Origin of the sequence: Zavarzinella formosa DSM 19928, from assembly GCF_000255705.1 — a bacterium.
Classification (GTDB): domain Bacteria; phylum Planctomycetota; class Planctomycetia; order Gemmatales; family Gemmataceae; genus Zavarzinella; species Zavarzinella formosa.
In genome coordinates this window covers 563,411-585,335 of record NZ_JH636442.1, presented here as the reverse complement: position 1 = coordinate 585,335, position 21,925 = coordinate 563,411, and the positions used below count along the sequence as shown (strand labels likewise).

The window sequence follows — 21,925 nt, the reverse complement described above, 5'->3', positions numbered from 1 at the left end:
AGATGTTTGCCGTTATGTCCGTTGCGGACGGGCAACGCAATCCGAAAGGTGGTTCCTTTGCCTGTTTCACTGGTCAGGGTGATCGTCCCGTGGTGTTCCTGGACGATTCGGCGGCAGATCGCCAGACCCAAGCCCGTCCCCTTCCCCGGTTCTTTTGTGGTGAAGAAAGGCTCCATGATCTTGGGCAAATGCTCGGCCGGAATACCGGTTCCGGTGTCGGTGAATTCCAACACGACTGCGGCCGGTTCATCCTCCCTAACGCCGCTGCCGATTCGGATGAACAGGGTGCCCCCCTTGGGCATGGCATCGCTGGCATTCACGATCAAGTTCAGGAACACCTGCCGGAGTTGCTGCCGATCGGCCTGGATGAAGGGAACATCGGGTGCGAACTCCCGAACCACTTCCACGCCGCGTTTGCGGAGGAAATGGAGGCTTAACTCCAGCGTCTTCTCGATTTCCGAGGACAACTCGAAAGTGGAAACCTGTTGATGACCGGGCCGGCTGAACTGGAGCAGGTCTGCCACCAGTCGGGCCATCCGGTCCGTTTCCTGCTCCATGACTTTCAGTTCCCGGCGGGCGGCCGAGCCTTCCGGGGCTTGGGAAAGCAATTCTTCGATCCCCAAGCTTACCGTTCCCAACGGATTGTTCAGTTCGTGGGCGATGCCGGCGGCCAACTCCCCCATGGTCGCCAGTTTGGCCGTCTGCCAAAGTTGCTGGGAGATCTCGCGGACCTCTTCATTTCTGGCCTGAAGGACAAGTTCCATTTCCTTCCGCCGGGTCACGTCCCGCACTGTCGCAAGAACCAACACGCCGTCCTCCGTCACGACCGGTCCCAGCACGATGTCCGCCGGAAACTCGGTCCCGTCCTTGCGACGGGCCCAAAAATCGCGATCCGGCGCGCTGGCGCGCCGACGCGGCTCGGCCATGTAAGCCTGACGAAAGGATTCATGTTTTTCGCGGAACCGTTCGGGCACTAATATTTCGACCAGTTGATTAAGCGCCTCCGCGCGGCCATACCCGAACACCGCCTCGGCCTGGGCGTTGAACCGGACGATCCGGCCATCGCGGTCGCAAACGACAATGGCGTCCGGCGAGGACTCGAATAGACCGCCTAACAACGCCTCGCTTTTGCGGAGGGTGGAGACCACCTCCTGAATCAGCCGGTTCTCCCCCTCGTATTGCTTGCGTCGCAGTTGAGCCCGCACTCTTCCCTTGAGGACGCCAAACTCAAGCGCCTTCGGTATGTAATCGTCCGCCCCCGCCTTCAGGCAACTGAGAAGGGCCTCCTGATCCTTGGTGGCGGTCAGGATCATCACCGGGACATCCCGGCCCCCCGGCATCGCCTTCATTCGCCGGCATGTCTCCTCGCCCGTCATGCCCGGCATCACCAAGTCGAGCAACACGCAATCGACCGGCTGACTGGCGAGTATTTTGAGCGCGTCTTCCCCGGACCGGGCTTGGAACACCTCGTACTCGTCCTGTTCGAGTTCATGGGAAACCGCGTCCAGAAATGTCGGGCTGTCATCCACTGTCAGGATTCGCTTCGGACCGGCCGGTGAGATTTGCCGTCCCAAGGCGGTCGGCGCGACCGCCGAGCGCAAGAGGGTGGTGATGCGACTGAGGACGACGGCAGTCCCTTCTTCTTTGCGGACGAAACTATCGGCCCCTGCCTCCAAGGCCCGGAGTTCGTCGTCTGTTGCCGCCGAGGCGGTGAGCAGCAGACAGGGAATGTGCCGGAGCGCCGGTTCAGATCGGAGGCGGCGAATCACCGTGCCGCCGTCAATGCCGGGGAGTTGACCATCAACCACGACGACATCAGGGCGGGTCTGCCCGGCCATCCGCAATCCTTCTTCTCCAGTTCCCGCCGTCTGCACGGCGTACCCAGCCGATTCGAGAACCTCGGAAAGCTCCTCCCGAACCGTCGGGCTGTCGTCGATGACAAGGACAAGAGGCGAAGAGGATGACCCTGCGGAACCGGACCGCCGGCGCATGAATTCCCGGGCGCGGTCGATCACGATGGCGCAGTCATAAGGCTTGCCAAGGTATCCGTCCGCGCCGACCACCAGCCCCCGAACCCGGTCGCGGACTTCGGCTTCCGCCGACAAGAGAATGACGGGCATGTTCGCGATCGCCGGGTTCGCCCGAATCTCACGGAGCAGGTCAATCCCGTCGCCATCCGGGAGGAGCACATCCAAGACGGCCATCGCCACGGTACCTTCGGCCAAGACCCGGCGGGCGGACGCCAGATCGGCGCAGAGGACCGGTTCAAAGCCGGCCTCCGAGAAGGCCTCCGACAGATCCATGCGCACGGTCAGGCTGTCGTCGAGGATTAACACACGGTGGGTCATGATTTCTTCCCTCCGTTGCCGGCAACGGCGAGCGAGGCGATGGTCGTCGCGATTTCTTCCAGAGGGAGGACATGACGCGCCGCCCCCAGCAGAATTGCCTCTCGCGGCATCCCGAAGACGACCGATGTCGCCTCGTCTTGGGCAATGGTCAGCCCGCCCGCCTCCCGGATGGCGAGGAGTCCCTTGGCCCCGTCACGGCCCATCCCGGTCAGGAGAACGGCGGCGGCCAGTTTTCCGATCTCTTCCGCAATCGATTGAAAGAGAACATCCACCGAGGGCCGACATGAGTGGATCTCACGGTCGTATGTCAGCATGAGTTTTCGCTCCCGGACAATAAGGTGCCGGTCCGGCGGCGCCAGCAACACGCACGGAGTGCCGAACGACGGAAGCGGCTGATCGCGGACCACCATGACCACGGGAATCGAAGAATGATCGTTGAGCCAGTCGGCAAACGCCACCCCGAAAATCGGGCTGATGTGCATGACGATCAGGATCGGGAGCGGGTAGTCGGCCGGGAGCGCGCGCAGGAGGGTCGCCAGAGCCTGCGGACCGCCAGTCGAGGCGCCGATCGCAAGATACTGGCAGGATGACACCGGCCCTTGGCGAGAAGGGAGGGAGGAAGCGACCGGCGGGTCTTTCCGAGTCTGTCCCAGTTTCGCCCGGAGGTGGGTGATTACCTTGATCCGCGAAACAAGTTTCACCGTGGACAGCAATTTCCGTTCCCACTCGGGGTTGCTGGTGTCGTCAAGAGGCTTCTCAATGACTTCGATGGCCCCGGCGGCGAGGGCTTCGTAGGTCCGGAACAATTCACCGCGATTGGTTGATGCCGAAACGATCACAATGGGCGTCGGGCAATAGGCCATGATGTACTCGGTGGCGGACAGGCCGCTCATCACCGGAAGCACCATGTCGATCGTGACAACGTCCGGCCGCAATCGCTCGCAAAGTTCAATGGCTTTTTTGCCATCATCCGCCTCGGCGACCACCTCGAACTCGGGATCGGCTTGAAAGCATTCCACCAAATACTTGCGCACCGTGAGGGAATCTTCCACGACCAACACTCGTGTTTTTCTCATGGCGATTCCCCCCCGATGAGCCGGCGTATCGTGCGAAGCAGATGCCCCTCTTCAAAATCCCCCTTGGCGATATGGTCGCTGGCCCCGGCCTGTTTTCCCCGCCGCCGGTCTTCGGGCGAGGCTCGGGAGGTCACCAAGATCGCCGGAATTCGCCGCAGGACGGGGTCCGCCTGGAACTTTTCAAGGAGTTCAAAACCGTTCATTCCCGGCATTTCCACGTCCACGACAAAGATCGCATACTGTTTTAACTTCGCCTTCTCCAAGGCGTCTTCCCCGGAGACGGCCAGATCGACGTGATACCCGGCGGTTTCCAAGATGCTTTGCTCCAGCATGCGACTGGTGAGCGAATCATCGACCACTAGGACGGAGGATGGAGGAACCACCACCGGCTCGGTCGCCGACTCGGATTCGGAATGAACCGCGGCGATCAGGGCGGCCGGGTCAAGCACCAGTTCCGGATTGCCTTCGCCGTCAAGCGTTCCGCCGACGACCAAGGGGACCGGCCCGCAGAGGGCCGGCAGCGGCCTGACCACCACGTTGCGGACGCCGTTCAATCGGTCCACCCCCACCGCCGCTTGCAACCCTCTGGCCCGGACAACGAGGATGGTCCACACCATCGGCGAGCGCCCGGTCTGACGCCGCCCGTCCAGAATATCCGCAAGCGGGACAAACGGGAAAGCCTGTCCGTCCAAAACCATCATCACACCATTGTTAGACCGCACCAGATCCTTGTTCGCCAGTCTCGCCGTTTTGAGAATCGCGTCAAACGGTATTAATGCCCTTGAATCCCCGGCATCGACGGCCAGCACGTCCATCGACTCCATCGACACGGGCACCATCATCTCAATCGTTGTGCCCCGGCCCGGTTCGCTGCGAAGACTGACTTCGCCCTTCAACCGGCTGACCGTCGCCCGCACGACATCCAGCCCGATGCCGCGCCCCATGACCTCGGTGACCTCGGCCGCAGTGCTCAATCCTCCCTGAAACAAAAGCTGCGCTGCTTCGGAAATCCCAAGCGCCCTCGCCTCGTTGGCGGGGAGCAACCGCTTCGCGATCAAGGAATCTTGAATGGCGACAAGGTTGACGCCACCGCCATCGTCATCGACGACAAAGTGAATGCGTCTTCCAACCTTGTTCACACGAAGGCGAACGCGGCCCTCGGAGGGCTTGCCGCTTGCAGACCGTTTCGCCTCTGTCTCGATGCCATGAGCCACCGCATTGCGAACGACATGCGCGAGAGCGTCCCGCAGCGCCAGCAAAACGTGGGCATCCAGTCGATGTTCACCACCGGCGGCCTCAAAAATCACTCGTTTCTTCAGCGTCTCGGCCGCATCTCGCGCGGTGCGTTCCATCAAGGCGAAAATCGTCTTCGCGGGGAGCAACCTCAGATCGCTGACCCGGTCGCGGATGGCTTCGAGATCACGGTGCGCGCGGTCAAGGCCGGCGCGCAAGACCCGATGGCTCCGCTTCAACGCCGCGTGTAATTCGTCGGCCGTGGAGGACTCCGTGCCGGCGAGCAATCGTTTGCCGTCATCGGCAACTCCGGACAGTGAAGCCAGTTCCGTCGCCAGTTTGCCGGCCGTTTCCGTGATGGAATCAAGCGTCGAGGCTTCCTGGAACAGTGCCCCCATATGACTGGCCGCATCCGCGAGATCATAAAGCAGCGAGTCCATTTCCGCGATTTCCACGCGAACATTGGTGAACGCTCCCTCCGCCTCTGGCGGCGGTTCGGAGGGTTTCGCCTGTTCGGGTGTTGAAAAGACGGATTTGAGGTTTTCGCCGCAGGCGTCGGCCAGTTCCAAAAGCCGGCTGACCTGTTCCTTCGGGAAAGGGACGGTGGCCTCCCGGAAAGGTGACAGCACTTCTTCAATATGGTGGGCCGCCTCGGAAACTTCCCGCTGTTTGACCACGCGGGCCGCCCCCTTCAGGGTGTGCGCGATGCGCAGCAACCGGCCGATCAACTCTTTGCTGACACCCTGTTTTTCAAGGTCGATGATCCCCTGGGAAAGACCGTCCAGGAGTTCGCGGGCCTCGATCCGAAAATACTTGTAGGGATCTTTTGCCATGGGTCACGCATTCGTTTGCGGCTGGATCAGTCTCGACAGGTTTCGGGACAAACCGGTCAGTTCGGTGACGGTCTGGAGAGTCTGCATCGAACTGACCTCCGACTCCTTGGAGGCCTGGGCCATGCTGGCGATCGCTTCGTTCACTTGTTCCACGGCCGTCGTCTGTTGCTTCGTGCTTAATTCGATCTCGCGCGCCGCCTCGGTTGTCGTTTCAACCAGCCGGGCGATTTGCTGGAACGCGGCAGACACGTCTCGCGTTTGTCGGGTTCCGACATCAACGGCCTTGGAACCGCTCTCCGTGGCCATGACCGTGGTGTGGACGGCGCCGCGGATCTCCTCGATCAACGATTTGATATCCTTGGTCGACCCACCCACGCGATCCGCCAGCTTGCGGATTTCGTCCGCCACGACCCCGAAACGACGCCCCGATTCACCGGCCCCGGCGGCCTCGATCGAGGCGTTGATGGCCAGGATGTTGGTCTGCTCGGCCAGTTCGTTAATCACCTCCAGAATGCCGCCGATTTGCTGGGACTTGCGGCCAAGATCCAGCATGTGGGAAACGATAAGATCGACCTGCCCGCGAATGTTCGCCACCGCTTCTTGCGCGCCCCGCAGCGTCTGGTCGCCGGTGCGCGCCCCCCGTGCGGTTTCCTCGGCAATCCCGGCGACTCGCTGGGCGCTCTCGGCGATTTGCCTCGCGGTGGCCACCAGTTCTTTGATGGTGGTGGCGATTTCGCTCATTGATGCCGCCTGCTCCCGCGAAACGGTCGTCTGTTGATTCGCCGCAGCCTGGAGCTCGCTCGACGAACTTTGAATATGCTGAATAGCCGAACCGATTTGCTTGGTCAGCGACGTGACGATGTACCACGCAAAAATCGCGGTCAGCGCCAAACCAGCCAGGCTGCCCCACAGAATGACGGCCTTGGTCCATTGGGCCGTCGATTCTGCCTCGGCCCCTCGTAATTCCAGCAAATTCTGTTCCTGCCGGTCCATTTCCGCAAGGATTTGCCGAATCGTGTCCATCGCTTCCTTGCCTTCCCCTGCGGTCACCACCTTGGCCGTCGGCTCAAAACCTTCTTTGCGGCGTTGATCGATGGTTCGCTTTAACTCGGCCAGTTTTGCCTCGATTATGAGGCTTAATTTGTCCAATCGGCGTTGTTGGTCCGGGTTATCCGACGTCATTGAACGAACCCGTTCAAAAGTCTTTTTGATCTGTTCCAACGCGGAGTTGTACGGTTCCAGAAAACCATCAACTCCCGTGATGACATAACCGCGCTGGCCGGTCTCGGCGTCCTTCAATTCGGAGAAAAGATCGGCCAAATCCCGGCGAACCTGATGAGTGTGATTCACCCGTTTGTCGTTCTCAATCAAACGATCCGTGCTGTAATAGCCGGCGACCCCGACGGCCAATAACACCAGTCCGGCAAATCCAAACCCCGTGGCCAGTCTCTTTCCAAAAGTCCATTGTCCAGTCATTTGAGCGACCCTCTTAAACCGCGAGCCTGAAATTATCCTGAGTGTGCTGGCTTAACAACACAGGCTCAACGCATGGAAATAGAAACGAAAGAACGGCGTCGCTCGCCGCGATTGCCAATCGCGACAACCGGAGGATTTCGGGATCATCATCGCCCCGAAGCCACAAACGCATGACTCAAGCCCCTTCCACAGGGGTATGCGAAGGAACACGTTCTCGAATTGCCGCCACGACGGCGGCCATGCGCACGACGGGACGCAACATCCCCCCGCCTCGCACGGTCAGTTGCTCATGCGAGGCGGCGCCTGGCGCCTCCGTGCCAAAGATGTCCGTCTGAGGCACTCGCAAATATCCCTCCATCGCATCGAACAGCAATCCCAGCGGCTCTTCCCGCCCGCAGATCGCGAGCCACGACTTCTCACCCGGCGTCCGGTCAAACCCCAGCGCAAGCTCCAAACTATACACGGGCATTAATTTTCCCTGACTGTTCGCCAACCCCAAGAGCCATAGATTCCCGCCGGGCAGCGCGACGATCTTGCCCCCGGCCTCAATTCTGGCGAGTTCGGCCACGCGCACCGCAAACGGACGGTCTGCGACACGGATGGCCACGAAATCGGCAAGTTCTCCCTCCGGAGCAGGCTCCGGGGCCGCAAAGATCTGGTCGAAACTCCGGCGCATTTGCCCGGCATCGTCATTCCGAATGTCGCCGCTCCGGTCACCGGTGCCCAAGGGTCGCTTCCGTCGGCGAGAGGTTCCGCCTCGCGTCGTTTGCTCGACATCATCATCCCGAAAACCGCCAGTTTGGTCACCGGTGCTCATGCGTCGTCCCCACCCGCGCGAAGTTCCGCCTCACATAATCGGAGCAGCATGTCGCGGCTGAATCCCCCGCCGAACAAGAGAATACGAGACGTGTCCTCACGGGGGAGCAAAGCGGCGGCATCGCCAAAGGCACGGCACGCCCCCTCCCGGTCCCTCGCCCGCTTGCGGAGCAGGCCAAGGTGCAAATGCGGCATGGCGAACCCCGGATCGAGGTAAATCGCGATCCCGTCCTGCTCCATGGCGGCCTCATACTCTCCGGCATGCTCCCGACACAGGGCAAGAAGGTATCGGGCCTCGGCATTGAGTTCGTCCCCGGTCAGGACATCGTGGCACAGTCGTTCGGCCTCCGCGACCTGCCCGCCATTGGTTAGGATCGCGGCGCGCAGAAGTTGCTCATCGGGGTCTCGTCGCCCCTCATCGGCCGACGAGCCGAGAAGTTGAAGGGCGTCGGCGTATCGTTCCTGTCGGACCATCTCGCGAGCGGCGTGGATGCTGCCGGTCAGGCCCGTCTTCTCCGGCGCCGGGCGAACTTCCTGTTCGGGAAACCCGGCTCCCCGGCCGGACAAAGGCACCGGCTTCATCTCCCGTCCAAGCCGGGCAATCCGCTCGGATGCCTTGCCAATCGCGGCCACCCAAGAATCATCGACCGCCGCCAATTCGGGAATATATGCGTCCAGAAAACGCGGCGTGGTTTCCGATAGCACCGGAGTTTGAGGCATCTTCTCGTCGCGCAAACGACGCCGATAGTAGAAGGTGTCATGCGTGTGCTGGAGATGGTATTCGTTTGAGAGGCCGCGCAACGTCTCGGCCGGGCCGAGAAAGAGAAATCCACCCGGAGTCAGGGACGATGTGAACCGGGCGACGACGGTTCGGGCCGCCTCGGGTGTGAAATACATAATCACATTGCGGCAAAAGATCACATCGAAGGCGCCCGGCCGCCAAAAGTCAGGGGCATCGTCAAGGAGGTTTCTTTCTTCAAAAGACACCATCGCACGGATGGAATTGTCGAGAAGATATTCCTTGCCAACAACTTGGAAATACTGCGGACGGAGAGCTTCATATCCTCCCCGAAGCGACCACTCCGTGTAACGCCCCCGGACGGCCTTGGCCAGCGAAACGGGGTTGAGATCGATTCCCGTGACACGAAGATCCCAACCGGAACTGTCCTGAAGATACTGTCGCAGCAGGATGGCGAGCGAATACGCCTCTTCTCCCGAGGCGCAACCGGCGGACAGGATATGAAGCCGCCGGGGAGCCGCCCCCGGTTGTGGTTGCCGGCCCGACAGAGCGACATCGGTGAACGCGCGGAATTGGTCCGGGTGACGGAAGAAATACGTTTCCCCCACGGTGAGATCAGCCGCCAGCGTCGTCGTCTCGGTTTGAGACGCTTGCCCCGTGAACAACCGGTGAACATAAGTGATGGCATCCGTTTCCGTCACACGGTCGGTCTGTTTCGCAAGAATCTCGCCGAGGAAATCCCGCTTGCCGTCGTCGAAATCAAGCCCGAACCGCCGGGCCACGGCATCCCGAAAGCGGTCGATCAGTTCTCGGGAGGGCAATTTCATCAGCTTTCCAACCTGTTCGTCTCAAGGACACGCCAAACCTCATCCGGCACGACTTTCGCGGCCCGAAGAACGAAAAACAACTGATCATCCCTCACCCCGACCGCCGCCATCAGTTCCCGGTCACCCCCTTGGAGCAACGGCGGCGCCTCGCGCAGAATCGAATCAGGCAGTTGGCAAACACCCGACACCTCGGAGACGGCGATGGCAAGTTTCCTCTCGCCGAATTTCAGCAGGACATACCGACCGCGAGGCCCGTCGCCCGTTCCTCCGAGCAAGACATCGAGATCCACGACCGGAACTGGCCCCCCGCGAATTACGGCAAGCCCGAGCAGGTACGGCGGCGTCCCTGGAACGGGTTCGGCGGGGAGCGGACGCATGCACTCCGCCACGACCGCCAGAGGAATCGCGCACAATTTGGAATTCAGGCGAATGAGGAGAAAGGTTGTTTCCATGGGAGGGCTGTTTACCATGGTCATACGACTTTGGAGCGAACGGAGGCTGCAACCACAGAACCAAAGCCGTGTTACCGGATGCCGCGCCCGAACTGTGAAATAGTTAGCTCACAAGTCATCTGCCTATCTAGATTGTGACCGCTCACGTTGGCTTTAGCAACAAAAACATATTGTCATTTATGTGCAAGACACACTTTTTATTGCGTTCATTCCTTAACCCTCCAACAATGGCCAAACGGCTTATACGCATCAATATTCGTCGAAATATAACTTCGACGGAGATTAGCAATTCCATTTGGCGACACTGCGAAGACCGTTCTGACAGGACTGATTTTCAAAAATCAAATCGCGGCATCCAGATCCCAACGATCCAATCAGCGTTTGCGAGCATGACAACCACAAAACTCTTGGCAATTTTTTGGGGAAGAAAAGTTCTGCCCGCCGGCAACTGATTCGCCGGGCTGACTTGGCGCCGCCGGTCTTTTCGCCGCCAAAAGCGAATCGGTGTCTTGACCGACATCGCCCCCGCATTTCGGTTTGCCGCCGTCGTTGATTCATCACGCGCCGACGTTTGATTGGGCGGTGGTGTTCAGCACGTCACGCAAACGATTGTAAAACTTGTCGGCAGGCAAACTGGGCGGCAACGACGAGCATTCCCCTGCTCCCATGTCAACGATCAGCCAATCGCCGTCTTCCGTTTGAGCAACATCCATGGTGAAGAATGGGGCATCGAACCTTCCCGCCAGCCCTTCAAACGGATTCCAGTCAATCCGGTTTGCCGACTGGTTGTGGTAATGAGAGGAGATCAGCAGTTTGCCATGCCAGAAAAAAAGACGATACTCCTCGCACATCGGGTATTCTCGCGGACCGAAGCCGCGAGATCGCAATGGCACATACTGCTTCACAACAAACCCCCGGTTGAATGATGTTCCCTGTTCTTTCCGCAACGCCTCGGCGACCGATTCAAATTGTTCCCGTCCCGCCCCCTTCGGAACGAAACAGGCTTCATGCCACTTGTGCTTCGCGGATTTGATGTGATCCTTGAGCACGAACGGTCCATCCCCCAATTTGCGACTTCGGCTCCATGCAAGATAGGGGTCGGCCGTGTCCGTCCACACGGCCACCGGAGACGCCTCACGGACCTTCGGATAGTAGTTGGGGAAGTAAGTCACCTGGGCATATTGTTCGGGCGTGCTGACGAGGCGATACCCGCGGGCCATCAGGGCATGATGGAACTGGCGGTAGACCGATTCCGTCCAGATCCATCCACGGTAGAGAAGCGGTTCGCCATCCCCGTCGGGCAAATGCCGCACGGCCTGTTCAGCTCCTTGCTGCGAAAGAGTTTCTTCCGCAAACAACAAGCAGGCAAAACCGAGTGATTGGGCGGCATCAAACTCATGCTCGAAAATGGAGTCGGGCAGTTTTTTCATCATCGGATTCTGCGGAAACAGGAGTTTCATTCGGATTATTCTTTGTGTGTCTGAATTTTGGAGGTGATGTATTTTTGCGTAAAAACACAGATCCACAGTTGTCTCAGCGGGCAAGTATTGGCGCGCACCGGACCGACGAAGTGAATGGAGAATGGAGGCAGAAAACACGCAAAAAGCCAAGACACCGAATTTGTGTCAAAAGATCATGCTGTTGTTAATGAGAATGCTTGGTTGGCTGGTGAAGCGGAAGAGATGCGTTGAGGATTTTGAATGATTTCGGATACGACACTGGAAAAACGTAGCCGTCAAATTAACGGGCCGAAGTTTCCAGCAATCGTCGCATCAAACCATCGAAAAGATGAACAAGGATTTGTCTGACAACTTAATTACATCAACGAGGACGACGGGGGTCGAACCCGCAACCTCCGGCGTGACAGGCCGGTGCTCTAACCAATTGAGCTACGTCCCCTTGTGCGTTTAGATATAGGGTGCGTCCTGTGAATCAGCAAGGTGGAAGAAGAGATTTTTCCGCATCCGGCCGGGAACCCTATCATACCCTTTTGCGGGAGTTTCCACGGGGGTTTTCGTCTTGGTCGTCATCACCTGCCCGGCGTGCGGAAAGAACGTTCAACTGCCCGACGAAATGTTGGGCGAGCGGGCCGTTTGCCCGTACTGCAAGAGTCTATTCAAAGCCCCCGCCCGGCTGGCCGACGGGACGCTCACGCCCGCCACGTTGCAACGCACCAATCCATTCGCCAAATCGCGGGCCTTTGCCCCCGGCTTGTTGCTGGTATTGTTCGGCTCCCTCTCGCTGATCTGGAACGGGGCGCATGCCCTCCAAGCCCAACTGGATCCCGTGGCTTTCGAGCGGCAAACCCGCGAAGATTTCGCCCAAATGGCCCAGTTCATGAAACAATCTGAATTGAAGGACAAAGACCCCGAAGACCCGGCGGTGGTCGCCAACGCCGAAGCCAAGGCGGCCGAGTTTAACCAGAAGGCCGATGTCACGATTCGCTGGCTCCCTTGGTTTCGCGTTTTGTTCATGGGTTTGAGCATTGTCAGCCTGCTCGGCGGCCTCGGCATGGTCCGGCGGCGCTGGCATTCGCTGGCCATGCTTGGAAGCGTGGCGGCCATGTTCAACGTCTTGAACTACTTTTGCCTGGGCGGCATGCCGATCGGGGCGTGGGCTTTGTTTGTGTTGATGAACCCGGCCGTGCGGGATCAATTTCACGGCGCAAAGCCGACTGCCAAATCCTGATATCATCGTGGGAATCATCATGGCCGCACCGGGTCGAATGTTGCCGTCGCCGACCAAAGAGGGGCCGTTGCTCCTCTGGCTCCTCGACGTGCTCAAGCCAATGAATCGCACCCGCGTGAAACAGTTGCTCAAGTTTGGCGGCGTGTCGATCAACGGCCAATCGGTCACCCGGCACGACCACCCGGTGAAACCCGGCGACAAGGTGATCGTTTTGCGGGGAAGCCCGCCGCCGGAAGAAACGATTCTCGAACGGGCGGGCATCAACATCGTTCATCAGGACGATGCGTTGATTATCATCGACAAACCGGCCGGCTTGCTCACGGTTGCGACCGATTCGGAAAAACACGTCACGGCGTTCGCCATCCTCAGCGCCCAACTGGAAGCCATCGACGCCGGCCGGCCGTATGTCGTCCACCGGCTCGACCGGGACACATCCGGTTTATTGGTATTCGCCCGCAGCCCCGAAGCTCAAGAAACACTTCAAGACAACTGGGAAGAAGTCACCAAGACCTATCTGGCCATCACCGAAGGAACGCCGAATCCGGCGGAGGGCTTGATCGACACCCACCTGGCCGAAACCCGTGACCTGCGGATGCGAATCTCCCCGCAATCCGAAGGGACCAAACGGGCTATCACCGCCTACAAAGTAATCTCCACCTATGAAAAATATGCCTTGCTGGAGGTGGAGTTGCGGACAGGCCGAAAGCATCAAATCCGCGTGCATCTGGCGAGCCGGGGCCATCCGGTGATCGGCGACCAAGTCTACGGGGCGAAAACCAACCCCGCGAACCGCCTCGGGTTACATGCGTGGAAACTCGGCTTCGACCATCCCGTGACCGGCGAATGGCTGGAAACAGAAGTGCCCCTGCCGCATGTGTTGAAACGGATCGTGTGAGATGGCCGCGATTGTGCGCCCGACAGGAGATGGCTAACATGATCGAAGGGAGGCAAACACGCCATGATGTTGAAACAAGAAGAAATGCCCGGCATCGACGGCGTGCCCCCATTGCGTGACGGGGAACAGTTAAACGCCGATGAATTTCATCGACGTTACGAAGCCATGCCGCATGTGAGGAACGCTCAACTCATCAAGGGAATCGTTCGCATGTCGTCCCCGGTCCGAAACAACATGCACGCCGACCCGCACTTCATGATGAACGGCTGGCTGGCTTCTTACTGTTTCGGCTTGCGCGGCGTTCGTGGCAAGGACAACGCCACCCTTCGGGTTGACGATGAGAATGAACCGCAACCGGACGCGATGCTATTGATTCTGCCCGAATTCGGCGGCGGAACCTGGAGCGACGACGAAGATTACATTCGCGGGGTTCCCGAACTGGTCGTTGAAGTGGCGGGGAGTTCGACGAGGCTCGACGCTGGTGAAAAGCGGGATTTGTATCAGCGAATTGCCGTGCGAGAGTATCTTTTGTGGCGGGTGGAAGACAACCGCGTTGATTGGTGGATCTTGGAAGATGAAGTCTTCCAGCCTTTGCCAGCGGACGAAGCGGGAGTGATCCGGTCCCGCGTGTTTCCGGGACTGTGGCTTGACACTCCGGCCCTCTTGGAGGGAAACACACGATTGCTCTCCGCGACGCTGGCCGCCGGGTTGGCCACGCCAGAGTATCGGGCATTTGCGGAGCGGTTCAAGGGGACATGACAACCCCCGCGTTGGCGATGTTGGAAGACAAGGATTGATCTCGGAGAAGGCATGGCCGTTGCGACTTTGCGGTATCACGAGACGCCGCCGCCGGAGTTTCGCGGCGGGGTTGTGACCGTTGGCAATTTTGACGGTGTCCACGAAGGGCACAAGGCCCTGATCGCCGCCGCCCGCGAGATGGCCGGGGCCGGGGGAAAAGTGGTTCCGGTCACTTTTGATCCGCACCCGCTTCAGGTGTTGACGCCCGCGAAGTATCAACCGCCGCTCACCACGGTCGCCGAGCGGGCAAAACTCCTGCATGGCATTGGGGCCGACCATGTGGTGGTCCTGCAAACCACCCCGGAACTCCTCGCCCTTTCGGCCGAATATTTTTTCGAGACGATCATCCAGCAAGCCCTTGACGCCCGCGGAATGGCCGAGGGATTTAACTTTCACTTCGGCAAGGATCGAGAGGGCGACAACGCTCTTTTGCGATTGCTCGGCGGGGCAACGGGCATTCCGTTCCGCGAAGCGCCAGCCTTTGAATTGAACGGCGAAACCGTTTCCAGCAGTCGCGTGCGGGAAGCTTTGATGGCCGGAGATTTGGAACGAGCCACCAACCTATTGGGGCGGCGACACCGAATCTCCGGAACCGTTGTCGAAGGGGCCAAACGGGGCCGGACGCTCGGATGGCCGACCGCCAATCTGGGGAATGTGGCGACGCTGCTCCCGGTTAATGGAGTGTATGCCGTGCGCGTGTGGCTGGACGGAAAGCCCCAAATGGGGGCGGCCAACATCGGGCCAAATCCGACGTTTGGCCAGAACGCCCGGAAGGTGGAGGTTCATGTCATCAACTTCACCGGCGATCTGTATGGCCAGACGATGGATGTTGATTTCGTCGGCCGGTTGCGGGCCACGCAAAAATTCTCCAGTGTCGATGCCTTGTTGGGCCAGATGACGTTGGATATTCAACGGGCAAAAGTCCTGTTGTCGGCGGAGAACCAATGATTAACGACGACCTGCGAAGCAGGGTGGAGGAAGTTATCCGCACCCGAGTGGCTCCGACAATGGACCTCGACGGGACGAGCATTGAAGTGCTGGACGTGGACCAAGGCTGCGCCCGCGTGCGGCTCAACGGCGCCTGCGCCGGCTGTCCGGCCACGGTGATGACCATCATCATGGGCATGGAACACGAACTGCGCCAGCATATCCCCGAGATTGAATATCTGGAAGCGGCCCCCTGATGTTCCTCGGCTACAACACCAACGGCTTCGCCCATCATCGCCTGCCCGACGCCATCAAGATTCTCGCGGAACTTGGCTATGCCGGGGTCGCCCTCACCGTCGATGTTCACGCCCTTGATGTGTTCGCCAAAAATCACGCGAGAGAACGTGATGAAATCGCCGAACTGCTAACCTTTTATCGTCTGACGAATGTAATCGAAACCGGCGCTCGATTTCTGCTTGATCCACGCCGGAAACACCAACCCACCCTGCTGGACTCTTTTGCCGTCCCTCGGGCAAAACGCTCGGACTTCCTGAAACGCTGCATCGAACTCGCGGCCGTTCTGAAATCGGAGGCCATCAGTTTTTGGTCCGGCACGCCGGTGGAATCGGCTCCAGACGAAGTGCTGATGGATCGGCTCGTCGACGAGCTTCAACCACTCTGCGAATTCGCGGCCTCGCACCAAGTTCGCCTGGCCTTCGAGCCGGAACCGGGCATGTTTATCGACACGATGACGAAATTCCGCGAACTCCATGACCGGGTGAGCCGCCCGAATTTCGGCCTGACGCTGGATGTCGGCCATCTTCAGTGTCTCGGCGAATTACCGGCCAGCGAACACATCAAAGCATGGAAGGATCGCCTCTGGAATGTCCATATCGAGGACATGAAATCTGGAGTTCACGACCACCTGATGTTTGGCGAGGGAGACATGGACTTCGCGGATATCTTCGCCGCCCTGCGGGAAATCAATTATTCCGGCGGGGTCTTCGTGGAACTCTCCCGGCACAGCCACAACGCCGTGGAAACCGCCCGCAAATCACTGGCGTTTTTGAGCAATCTCTGAAACCTCTTTGTTTTCCTTGAGGTAAAAGTGCTTTCCCTGCCCATTGATGCCGTGCTGCCCGAGGTGTTGGACGCTTTGCGCGCATCGGCCAGCGTGGTGTTGCAGGCCCCGCCGGGGGCGGGCAAAACCACCCGCGTGCCCCCGGCTATTCTGGATGCCGGACTGGCGAGCGCCGGGCAAATCGTAATGCTGGAACCCCGCCGGATCGCGGCCCGCGCGGCCGCCCGTCGCATCTCCTTTGAGCGAGGAACCACTCCCGGCGATTTGATCGGCTGGCAGGTTAGGTTTGAACGTCAGGCGACCGCCCGCACGAAAATCCTGTGTGTCACGCCCGGTATTTTGCTGCGGATGCTGCAAGACGATCCATACCTCGAACGGGTTTCATGTGTCATCTTCGACGAATTCCATGAACGGGGCCTGGAAACCGATCTCGCCCTCGGTCTGGCCCGATTGATTCAGCAAAACGTGCGGCCCGAATTAAAAATCGTTGTGATGTCGGCAACACTCTCGGCCGGGCCGGTGGCGAAATATCTCGGTGATTGCCCGGTTGTCACCAGCGAGGGCCGGGCTTATCCGGTGGAGATTCGGCACGAACCGAAACGGGATGACGACCGGCTTTCCGATGCCGTTTGCCGGGTGATCGACGACCGTTGGGACCGCACCACCGGAGACATTCTGGTGTTCCTCCCCGGCGTTGGCGAAATCATGGGAGCGAAAAGCGAATTGGAAGCCAGATTGCCCGACGCGGCCGTCCTCCCGCTTTACGGCGATCTGTCGGCCGAGGAACAAGACCGGGTGTTGCAGCCCGCCGGTCACCGGAAGATTGTGCTGGCCACAAACGTCGCGGAAACGTCCGTCACCGTCGAGGGGATTTCCACGGTGATCGACACCGGCGTTGCCCGGCAGTTGACCTACGATCCGGCGGTGGGATTGGACCGGTTGGAGTTATTACCCATTTCACAAGCCTCGGCCGATCAACGGGCCGGGCGGGCCGGACGAACGCAAGCGGGGGTATGTGTTCGGTTATGGAGCGAGATCGCCCAACGGTCCCGGCTGCCGCAAACGCCTCCGGAAATCCAGCGAGTGGATCTCGCCGCCAGTACGTTGCAACTGCTTTCGCTCGGGGAAAACCCGTTTGCCTTCGGCTGGCTTGATCCCCCGGCCGATCATGTGGTCGAACAATCGGTGGAGGTGTTGCAAAAACTCGGGGCCGTGGCCGATGGCCGCATCACACCCCTCGGCCGTCGCCTCGCCAAGTTGCCGGTTCATCCGCGTCTTGGCCGGATGTTGTTGGAGGGGGCAGCGCTCGGCCACCCGGATCGCGTCGCCCTCGCGGCGGCTTTTCTCTCCGACCGCGACCCGTTCGGCCGGATAAGTTCCCCGCATGAGACATCTTCCGATGTGCTGGATCGCCTCGAATGGCTTGAAGCCTTCGAGGGCAATCGCGGAGGTCGCCACTGGCCCGCGTCTCTCAATCCGCAGGGCGCCAAGCCCGTCCTCCGTTCACGGGATCAACTGGCCCGCCTTCTGCAACAAGAACAACCAACGGAAAGATGCGACGCGGACACGGCCGTGCGGCGGGCCATCCTCGCCGGTTTCCCGGATCGCGTCTGTCGGCGCCGGGAGACGACCTCCGACCGGGGCGTAATGGTCGGCGGCCGCGGAGTGAGGCTCACCGGGTCGAGCGGGGTGAAACGGGCCGAGTTTTTTGTGGCCATTGATGTGGATGCCGGGGGAAGCGAAACACTTGTCCGGCAAGCCTCGGCCATTGAACGGGAATGGCTTGTCCCCGTCACGGAATCGGTGGAAGTGACTTACGACGATTCGACGGACAAGGTCAGCGGTTGGAAGGTCACCCGCTGGCTCGATCTCGTGTTGGATCAACGCCCGGCCGGGAACATCGACAAAAACCAACGGGCCGACGCCTTGGTGACAGCCGCCATGCGGGACATGGAGCGAGCATTGCCCCGGCCGGAAAGCGACGGGGGAATGTATCTGCTCCGGGTTCGCTGCCTGCGAAACTGGATGCCGGAACTCAATCTGCCTGATCTTTCCGGCGACGTGCTTCACGAACTGCTGACCTGGCTGGCCCCCGGTTGCAAATCGCTGGCCGAGCTTCGGGAAGCGGATTGGGCAAATGCCTTCCGCGAGAAACTGACTCATCATCAGCGAAACGCCGTCGAGCGTGAAGCCCCCGAACGAATGGAAGTTCCAACCGGCAGCGAGATCAAACTGACCTACGAGGAAGGCCGCCCTCCGGTGCTGGCCGTGCGGTTGCAGGAATTGTTCGGCCTCACGGACACCCCTCGAATCGCCGGGAACCGGGTGAAAGTGTTGTTACATTTGCTCGCCCCGAATTACCGGCCCGAACAGGTGACGGACGACCTCGCCAGCTTTTGGGCGAACACCTACCCGACCGTGCGCAAGGAATTGCGATCACGTTACCCAAAGCATTCGTGGCCGGATGATCCGCTGACCGCCACCGCCATCCGGGGACCGAAGAAGCGGCGTCCGTAGGTTTCCGCAGACATCTTAATCGTCACAATCCGCTCAAATTACCTGATCCCACCACTCCGGATGATCCCGAATACCCTTGTCAGGCATCAATTTTGCCATTACCCTCAATTCATCAACTATGTTGGCGTGTGAGGTTCACACTTCCACGCCGTGCGCGCAACATTGATTAGGCACCTTGGGATAAGCACCATGACCCGTCTCATACTCACCGCTCTGTTGTTTGGCGTGCTGGCCCTGCCCGTTTCGGCGGCCGATCCCACGCCGGAAGAACTCAAAAAGTCGATCGATGATCTGAAGAAAGTCACCGACGATCTCAAAAAACTCAAAGACGCGATGAACAAGCTGGAGGAGCTTCGCAGCAAATCCATCATTTTTGAAACACAGCTTGAGTTGATTGAAAAAGACATCAAGGACATGAAAAAGAAGCTTGGGATGGACGGTTCCACCCCCAACACTTCGCTGAAACCCTCCGATTCGACATCGGCTTTCAAGGGCCAGGGCCGTGTGCGTTTCATCAACCAATTCTCGGAAGAAATGTCCGTCGTCGTCAACGGCCGGTCATACCGTCTGCTGCCGGGCGACGAAAAGCTGGTCCCGGTGCCGCCGGGTGAATTCTCCTATCAAGTCCTGCAACTCCAACGCGCCCCGCAGGACCGACTGATTGCCGCCGATGAAACGAAGACCGTGACGATCTATCCGATCAAATAAATAAGAATCACGAAAGGCCAAAGAGAAAACCATTCCAATTGCGGGTTTTCTCTTTGGCCTTTCGAGTTCCGCGTTCTTGACTTGTCTCCCACTCGCGGGTCAGCAAAATGACCCGATGTCCTCCCCAATTATTCTTCGCCTTCGTTTTCTCGGCCTCACGCTGGCCGTCGGCCTGATTGTCTGGACGGCCACCGTTCTCGCGTTTTTCGCCTGGCGAGTGCTTGTCGAAGGGCATGTCGGCCATCAGGAAACCTCCCCCTCCGCTCCGTGGCTGCTCCTGTTGAGCTTTCCGGCGGCTTTGTTCTCGCCGGTGATGGGCTATGTCGCCCAGTCAGGCTTTCGGCGGCAGTTTCTGTTCACCATCACGCTCATCATCTTTGCGATCCTGCTGGTTCCTTTTTTCGATCCCAAGGGGCAGCCGTGGATCAGTTATGCCGGGTTGGTGTCGCTGTTCACCGTGCAATACCTCATGCTTGCTCATGTGGTCCTCACGGAACTCAAATTCCACCTGCGAATTCTCCAACTGGCGTATGTTTCCACGTTCGTGATTCTGGTGGCCATGACGGGCTTCCTCGGCGGGATTGGCTTTGTGTTCTCCTGGGCCAACATGTCCGACCCGGCCGAGGCATTGAAGTTGCTGCTGGCCGCTGTTCTCGTCAGCGGGACGTTGCTGCCGATCAGCCTGCCGGAGACGGAAACGACGAGCGACGGGTTCGTCAAGACAATGCGGGCCGGTTCCAAAATCTTGTGGAAGGAACGCTACACCCGCTATCCGTTGCTGATGATCCCCGTGGTGTCGTTCCTCATCACGTTGACAGCGATGTGGATTCTGCGGGCCGGCGTGACCGGGCCGGAAACGACCATCGCCCAGGCGGACACCGTCGTTTGGGAACGCTCCACCCGCTTCGCCTTGGGCTTGCTGCTCGGCTGGGTGTGGAGCCTTTCGCATCCGAACACGTTTCGTAGCGGTTATTTATTTCCCCATGCGTCCGTTCTGGCGGTCTTCTGCGCTGGCTGGCTTATCATCGGCGAATCGCGGGAAACGCCGGTGCTGCTTCTGGGAATCTGCTTCGGCTCCGTCATCAGCCCGCTGTGGAACTGGGTTTCCAACTGGACGACGCCCGGCTGGCACGGCGTCGCGGCCATGTGGCTGTTCGGCGGTTGCGCGGCCGGGGTGGCGTTGGCCGGAGGCGTCGGCCTGCTCGGCCGTCGTGTGGACGATATTGCCCCGATCTGTTTGTATCTGTTGCTTGGCGGCACACTGGTGATGGCGATTACCGGTTGGGCAGCCCTGGCCCGGCCAATGATGGAAGGCTCCCTCGAATTTCTATTGTTGCCGATGTACCATGTTCACCGTCGCGGGCCGGGCTTGCAGAAACTCCCCGTTCGGCGGGAACCGGTGATCTACATTGCCAACCATGCGGCATGGTTTGATCCGCTCTGGCTCTCGAAATCCCTGCCGGCGCCTTGCACGCCGATGATGTCCTCGACCTTTTACGATCTGCCCGTGATCTCGTTTCTCATGCGGCAGGTGATGGGCACCATCCGCGTCCCGGACGTGGGATATCGCAAGGAAGCCCCGGAGATACAGGAAGCCATTGCGGAGATTGATCGCGGCAACGCCCTGCTGATCTTCCCCGAGGGATATCTGCGCCGAAAGGACGAAATCATGATGCGGCGATTCGGCCGGGGCATCTGGCAAATCCTCGCCGAACGGCCCAACACGCCGGTGATTGCCTGCTGGATCGAAGGGGGTTGGGGGAGTTTCTTTTCGCACAAAAACGGCCCGCCCACCAAGAAAAAGAAGTTCGACCTGTTTCGGAGAATTGACATCGGCTTCCGTGATCCCGTCATCGTGCCGCCAGAAATTTTGGCCGACCAAATGAAGACCCGGCTTTACCTCATGCACGAATTGTCAATGGCCCGTGTGCCGATTGGCCTCAAGCCGCTCGAACTGCCAACCACCGGCGAGGGAGGCGACGAATGATTAGCATCTCCGTGGCCAACCCGCTGGACATCATCGAACCGGATTACGTGCGGCTCAAACTCTCGGCCCGCACCGTGCTGGAAGGCGAAGGCATCAAGGAAGCCAAAATCAGCCTGGCCCTCGTCGATGACAAAATGATCGCCGACATCAACAAGCGTTTCCTCGACCACGACGGCCCGACGGACGTGATTACGTTTCCGATGAGCAACCCGAAAGCCAAAAAGCTTGAGGGTGAGTTAGTCCTCGGGGTCAATGTCGCCCAGCGAGAAGCCGAGGAACGCGGTCACGACGTCCACACCGAACTCTGCCTCTATGTCATCCACGGAGTCCTCCACCTTTGCGGCTTCGACGACCGCACCAAGAAGGACGCCGCCGCCATGCGCCGCAAAGAACGCGAGTATCTGACCAAACTGGAACTGCCGGACATCGCCGACCGGGAAGAAAAAGACGACGACTAATCCGAGGATGTCCTTGCACGAGTGATGACGCCGGGGGAGATGCCTACCCCACCTGAACCAACGACA

At 59.5% G+C, this 21,925-nt stretch carries 17 protein-coding genes, 1 tRNA gene and 1 pseudogene; 10 read left to right on the top strand and 9 right to left on the bottom strand.

The features are described 5' to 3' along the window. Positions 1 to 83: 83 nt before the first annotated feature. From BGIM_RS0123665 to BGIM_RS0123615, 9 genes and pseudogenes are all read right to left on the bottom strand, one after another. Positions 84 to 2,348, bottom strand: a pseudogene (locus BGIM_RS0123665) (response regulator); the annotation flags it as partial. Continuing rightward, on the bottom strand, positions 2,345 to 3,424 hold the full coding sequence (gene cheB / locus BGIM_RS0123660; protein ID WP_020472203.1) for a chemotaxis-specific protein-glutamate methyltransferase CheB: 1,080 nt from the start codon (positions 3,422 to 3,424) through the stop codon (positions 2,345 to 2,347). The pseudogene BGIM_RS0123665 and the gene cheB, both read right to left, overlap by 4 nt. Next, positions 3,421 to 5,490, bottom strand: a complete 2,070-nt coding sequence (locus BGIM_RS0123655; RefSeq protein WP_020472202.1) for a hybrid sensor histidine kinase/response regulator — start codon at positions 5,488 to 5,490, stop codon at positions 3,421 to 3,423. Before BGIM_RS0123655 ends, cheB begins: the two co-directional genes overlap by 4 nt. 3 nt (positions 5,491 to 5,493) lie before the next feature. After that, complete coding sequence (locus tag BGIM_RS0123650) at positions 5,494 to 6,966, bottom strand: CHASE3 domain-containing protein (RefSeq protein ID WP_020472201.1); 1,473 nt, start codon at positions 6,964 to 6,966, stop codon at positions 5,494 to 5,496. A gap of 175 nt (positions 6,967 to 7,141) precedes the next feature. After that, positions 7,142 to 7,783 carry a chemotaxis protein CheW gene (locus BGIM_RS0123645; protein ID WP_020472199.1) on the bottom strand — a complete coding sequence of 214 codons (642 nt, stop codon included), beginning with the start codon at positions 7,781 to 7,783 and terminating at the stop codon, positions 7,142 to 7,144. Beyond that, positions 7,780 to 9,348 carry a CheR family methyltransferase gene (locus BGIM_RS58115; protein ID WP_020472198.1) on the bottom strand — a complete coding sequence of 523 codons (1,569 nt, stop codon included), beginning with the start codon at positions 9,346 to 9,348 and terminating at the stop codon, positions 7,780 to 7,782. The genes BGIM_RS0123645 and BGIM_RS58115 overlap by 4 nt, the downstream gene beginning before the upstream one ends. After that, positions 9,348 to 9,800, bottom strand: coding sequence for a chemotaxis protein CheW (locus tag BGIM_RS52035; RefSeq protein ID WP_020472197.1), 453 nt, complete (start codon positions 9,798 to 9,800; stop codon positions 9,348 to 9,350). Before BGIM_RS52035 ends, BGIM_RS58115 begins: the two co-directional genes overlap by 1 nt. Positions 9,801 to 10,357: 557 nt before the next feature. Next, entirely contained in the window at positions 10,358 to 11,260 is a 903-nt protein-coding gene (locus BGIM_RS52030; protein WP_020472195.1) for an ATP-grasp domain-containing protein, read from the bottom strand. 365 nt (positions 11,261 to 11,625) lie between these two features. Continuing rightward, a tRNA-Asp gene (locus BGIM_RS0123615) sits at positions 11,626 to 11,699 on the bottom strand. 120 nt (positions 11,700 to 11,819) lie between these two features. Between BGIM_RS0123615 and BGIM_RS0123610 the strand changes: the two genes are divergently transcribed. From BGIM_RS0123610 to ybeY, 10 genes are all read left to right on the top strand, one after another. Beyond that, positions 11,820 to 12,488 carry a hypothetical protein gene (locus tag BGIM_RS0123610; protein ID WP_020472193.1) on the top strand — a complete coding sequence of 223 codons (669 nt, stop codon included), beginning with the start codon at positions 11,820 to 11,822 and terminating at the stop codon, positions 12,486 to 12,488. Between the two features lie 19 nt (positions 12,489 to 12,507). Further along, the gene (locus BGIM_RS0123605) at positions 12,508 to 13,383 is read left to right on the top strand and encodes an RluA family pseudouridine synthase (protein ID WP_020472192.1); all 876 of its coding nucleotides are present in this window, start codon (positions 12,508 to 12,510) and stop codon (positions 13,381 to 13,383) included. A 63-nt stretch (positions 13,384 to 13,446) separates the two neighbouring features. Further along, positions 13,447 to 14,142 (top strand): Uma2 family endonuclease, encoded by a 696-nt coding sequence (locus BGIM_RS0123600; RefSeq protein WP_020472191.1) that lies wholly within the window; start codon positions 13,447 to 13,449, stop codon positions 14,140 to 14,142. 51 nt (positions 14,143 to 14,193) lie between these two features. Continuing rightward, positions 14,194 to 15,129, top strand: a complete 936-nt coding sequence (locus tag BGIM_RS0123595) for a bifunctional riboflavin kinase/FAD synthetase (protein WP_020472190.1) — start codon at positions 14,194 to 14,196, stop codon at positions 15,127 to 15,129. Beyond that, on the top strand, positions 15,126 to 15,365 hold the full coding sequence (locus tag BGIM_RS0123590) for a NifU family protein (RefSeq protein ID WP_020472189.1): 240 nt from the start codon (positions 15,126 to 15,128) through the stop codon (positions 15,363 to 15,365). Before BGIM_RS0123595 ends, BGIM_RS0123590 begins: the two co-directional genes overlap by 4 nt. After that, positions 15,365 to 16,189 carry a sugar phosphate isomerase/epimerase family protein gene (locus BGIM_RS0123585; RefSeq protein ID WP_020472188.1) on the top strand — a complete coding sequence of 275 codons (825 nt, stop codon included), beginning with the start codon at positions 15,365 to 15,367 and terminating at the stop codon, positions 16,187 to 16,189. Before BGIM_RS0123590 ends, BGIM_RS0123585 begins: the two co-directional genes overlap by 1 nt. A 27-nt stretch (positions 16,190 to 16,216) precedes the next feature. Next, positions 16,217 to 18,706: an ATP-dependent helicase HrpB gene (hrpB, locus tag BGIM_RS0123580; protein ID WP_020472187.1), complete on the top strand. Its 2,490-nt coding sequence runs from the start codon at positions 16,217 to 16,219 to the stop codon at positions 18,704 to 18,706. A gap of 189 nt (positions 18,707 to 18,895) precedes the next feature. Continuing rightward, positions 18,896 to 19,414 (top strand): hypothetical protein, encoded by a 519-nt coding sequence (locus BGIM_RS0123575; RefSeq protein WP_020472186.1) that lies wholly within the window; start codon positions 18,896 to 18,898, stop codon positions 19,412 to 19,414. A 115-nt stretch (positions 19,415 to 19,529) separates the two neighbouring features. Further along, positions 19,530 to 21,401 (top strand): lysophospholipid acyltransferase family protein, encoded by a 1,872-nt coding sequence (locus tag BGIM_RS0123565; RefSeq protein WP_020472185.1) that lies wholly within the window; start codon positions 19,530 to 19,532, stop codon positions 21,399 to 21,401. Beyond that, positions 21,398 to 21,859, top strand: a complete 462-nt coding sequence (gene ybeY / locus BGIM_RS0123560; protein ID WP_020472184.1) for an rRNA maturation RNase YbeY — start codon at positions 21,398 to 21,400, stop codon at positions 21,857 to 21,859. Before BGIM_RS0123565 ends, ybeY begins: the two co-directional genes overlap by 4 nt. The last annotated feature ends 66 nt before the right edge of the window (positions 21,860 to 21,925 follow it).

Bases quoted from the DNA above. Each gene is read 5' to 3' on its own strand.
- cheB (WP_020472203.1), bottom strand. From the start codon at position 3,424: ATGAGAAAAACACGAGTGTTGGTCGTGGAAGATTCCCTCACGGTGCGC.
- BGIM_RS0123655 (WP_020472202.1), bottom strand. From the start codon at position 5,490: ATGGCAAAAGATCCCTACAAGTATTTTCGGATCGAGGCCCGCGAACTC.
- BGIM_RS0123650 (WP_020472201.1), bottom strand. From the start codon at position 6,966: ATGACTGGACAATGGACTTTTGGAAAGAGACTGGCCACGGGGTTTGGA.
- BGIM_RS0123645 (WP_020472199.1), bottom strand. From the start codon at position 7,783: ATGAGCACCGGTGACCAAACTGGCGGTTTTCGGGATGATGATGTCGAG.
- BGIM_RS58115 (WP_020472198.1), bottom strand. From the start codon at position 9,348: ATGAAATTGCCCTCCCGAGAACTGATCGACCGCTTTCGGGATGCCGTG.
- BGIM_RS52035 (WP_020472197.1), bottom strand. From the start codon at position 9,800: ATGGAAACAACCTTTCTCCTCATTCGCCTGAATTCCAAATTGTGCGCG.
- BGIM_RS52030 (WP_020472195.1), bottom strand. From the start codon at position 11,260: ATGAAACTCCTGTTTCCGCAGAATCCGATGATGAAAAAACTGCCCGAC.
- BGIM_RS0123605 (WP_020472192.1), top strand. From the start codon at position 12,508: ATGGCCGCACCGGGTCGAATGTTGCCGTCGCCGACCAAAGAGGGGCCG.
- BGIM_RS0123600 (WP_020472191.1), top strand. From the start codon at position 13,447: ATGATGTTGAAACAAGAAGAAATGCCCGGCATCGACGGCGTGCCCCCA.
- BGIM_RS0123595 (WP_020472190.1), top strand. From the start codon at position 14,194: ATGGCCGTTGCGACTTTGCGGTATCACGAGACGCCGCCGCCGGAGTTT.
- BGIM_RS0123590 (WP_020472189.1), top strand. From the start codon at position 15,126: ATGATTAACGACGACCTGCGAAGCAGGGTGGAGGAAGTTATCCGCACC.
- BGIM_RS0123585 (WP_020472188.1), top strand. From the start codon at position 15,365: ATGTTCCTCGGCTACAACACCAACGGCTTCGCCCATCATCGCCTGCCC.
- BGIM_RS0123575 (WP_020472186.1), top strand. From the start codon at position 18,896: ATGACCCGTCTCATACTCACCGCTCTGTTGTTTGGCGTGCTGGCCCTG.
- BGIM_RS0123565 (WP_020472185.1), top strand. From the start codon at position 19,530: ATGTCCTCCCCAATTATTCTTCGCCTTCGTTTTCTCGGCCTCACGCTG.
- ybeY (WP_020472184.1), top strand. From the start codon at position 21,398: ATGATTAGCATCTCCGTGGCCAACCCGCTGGACATCATCGAACCGGAT.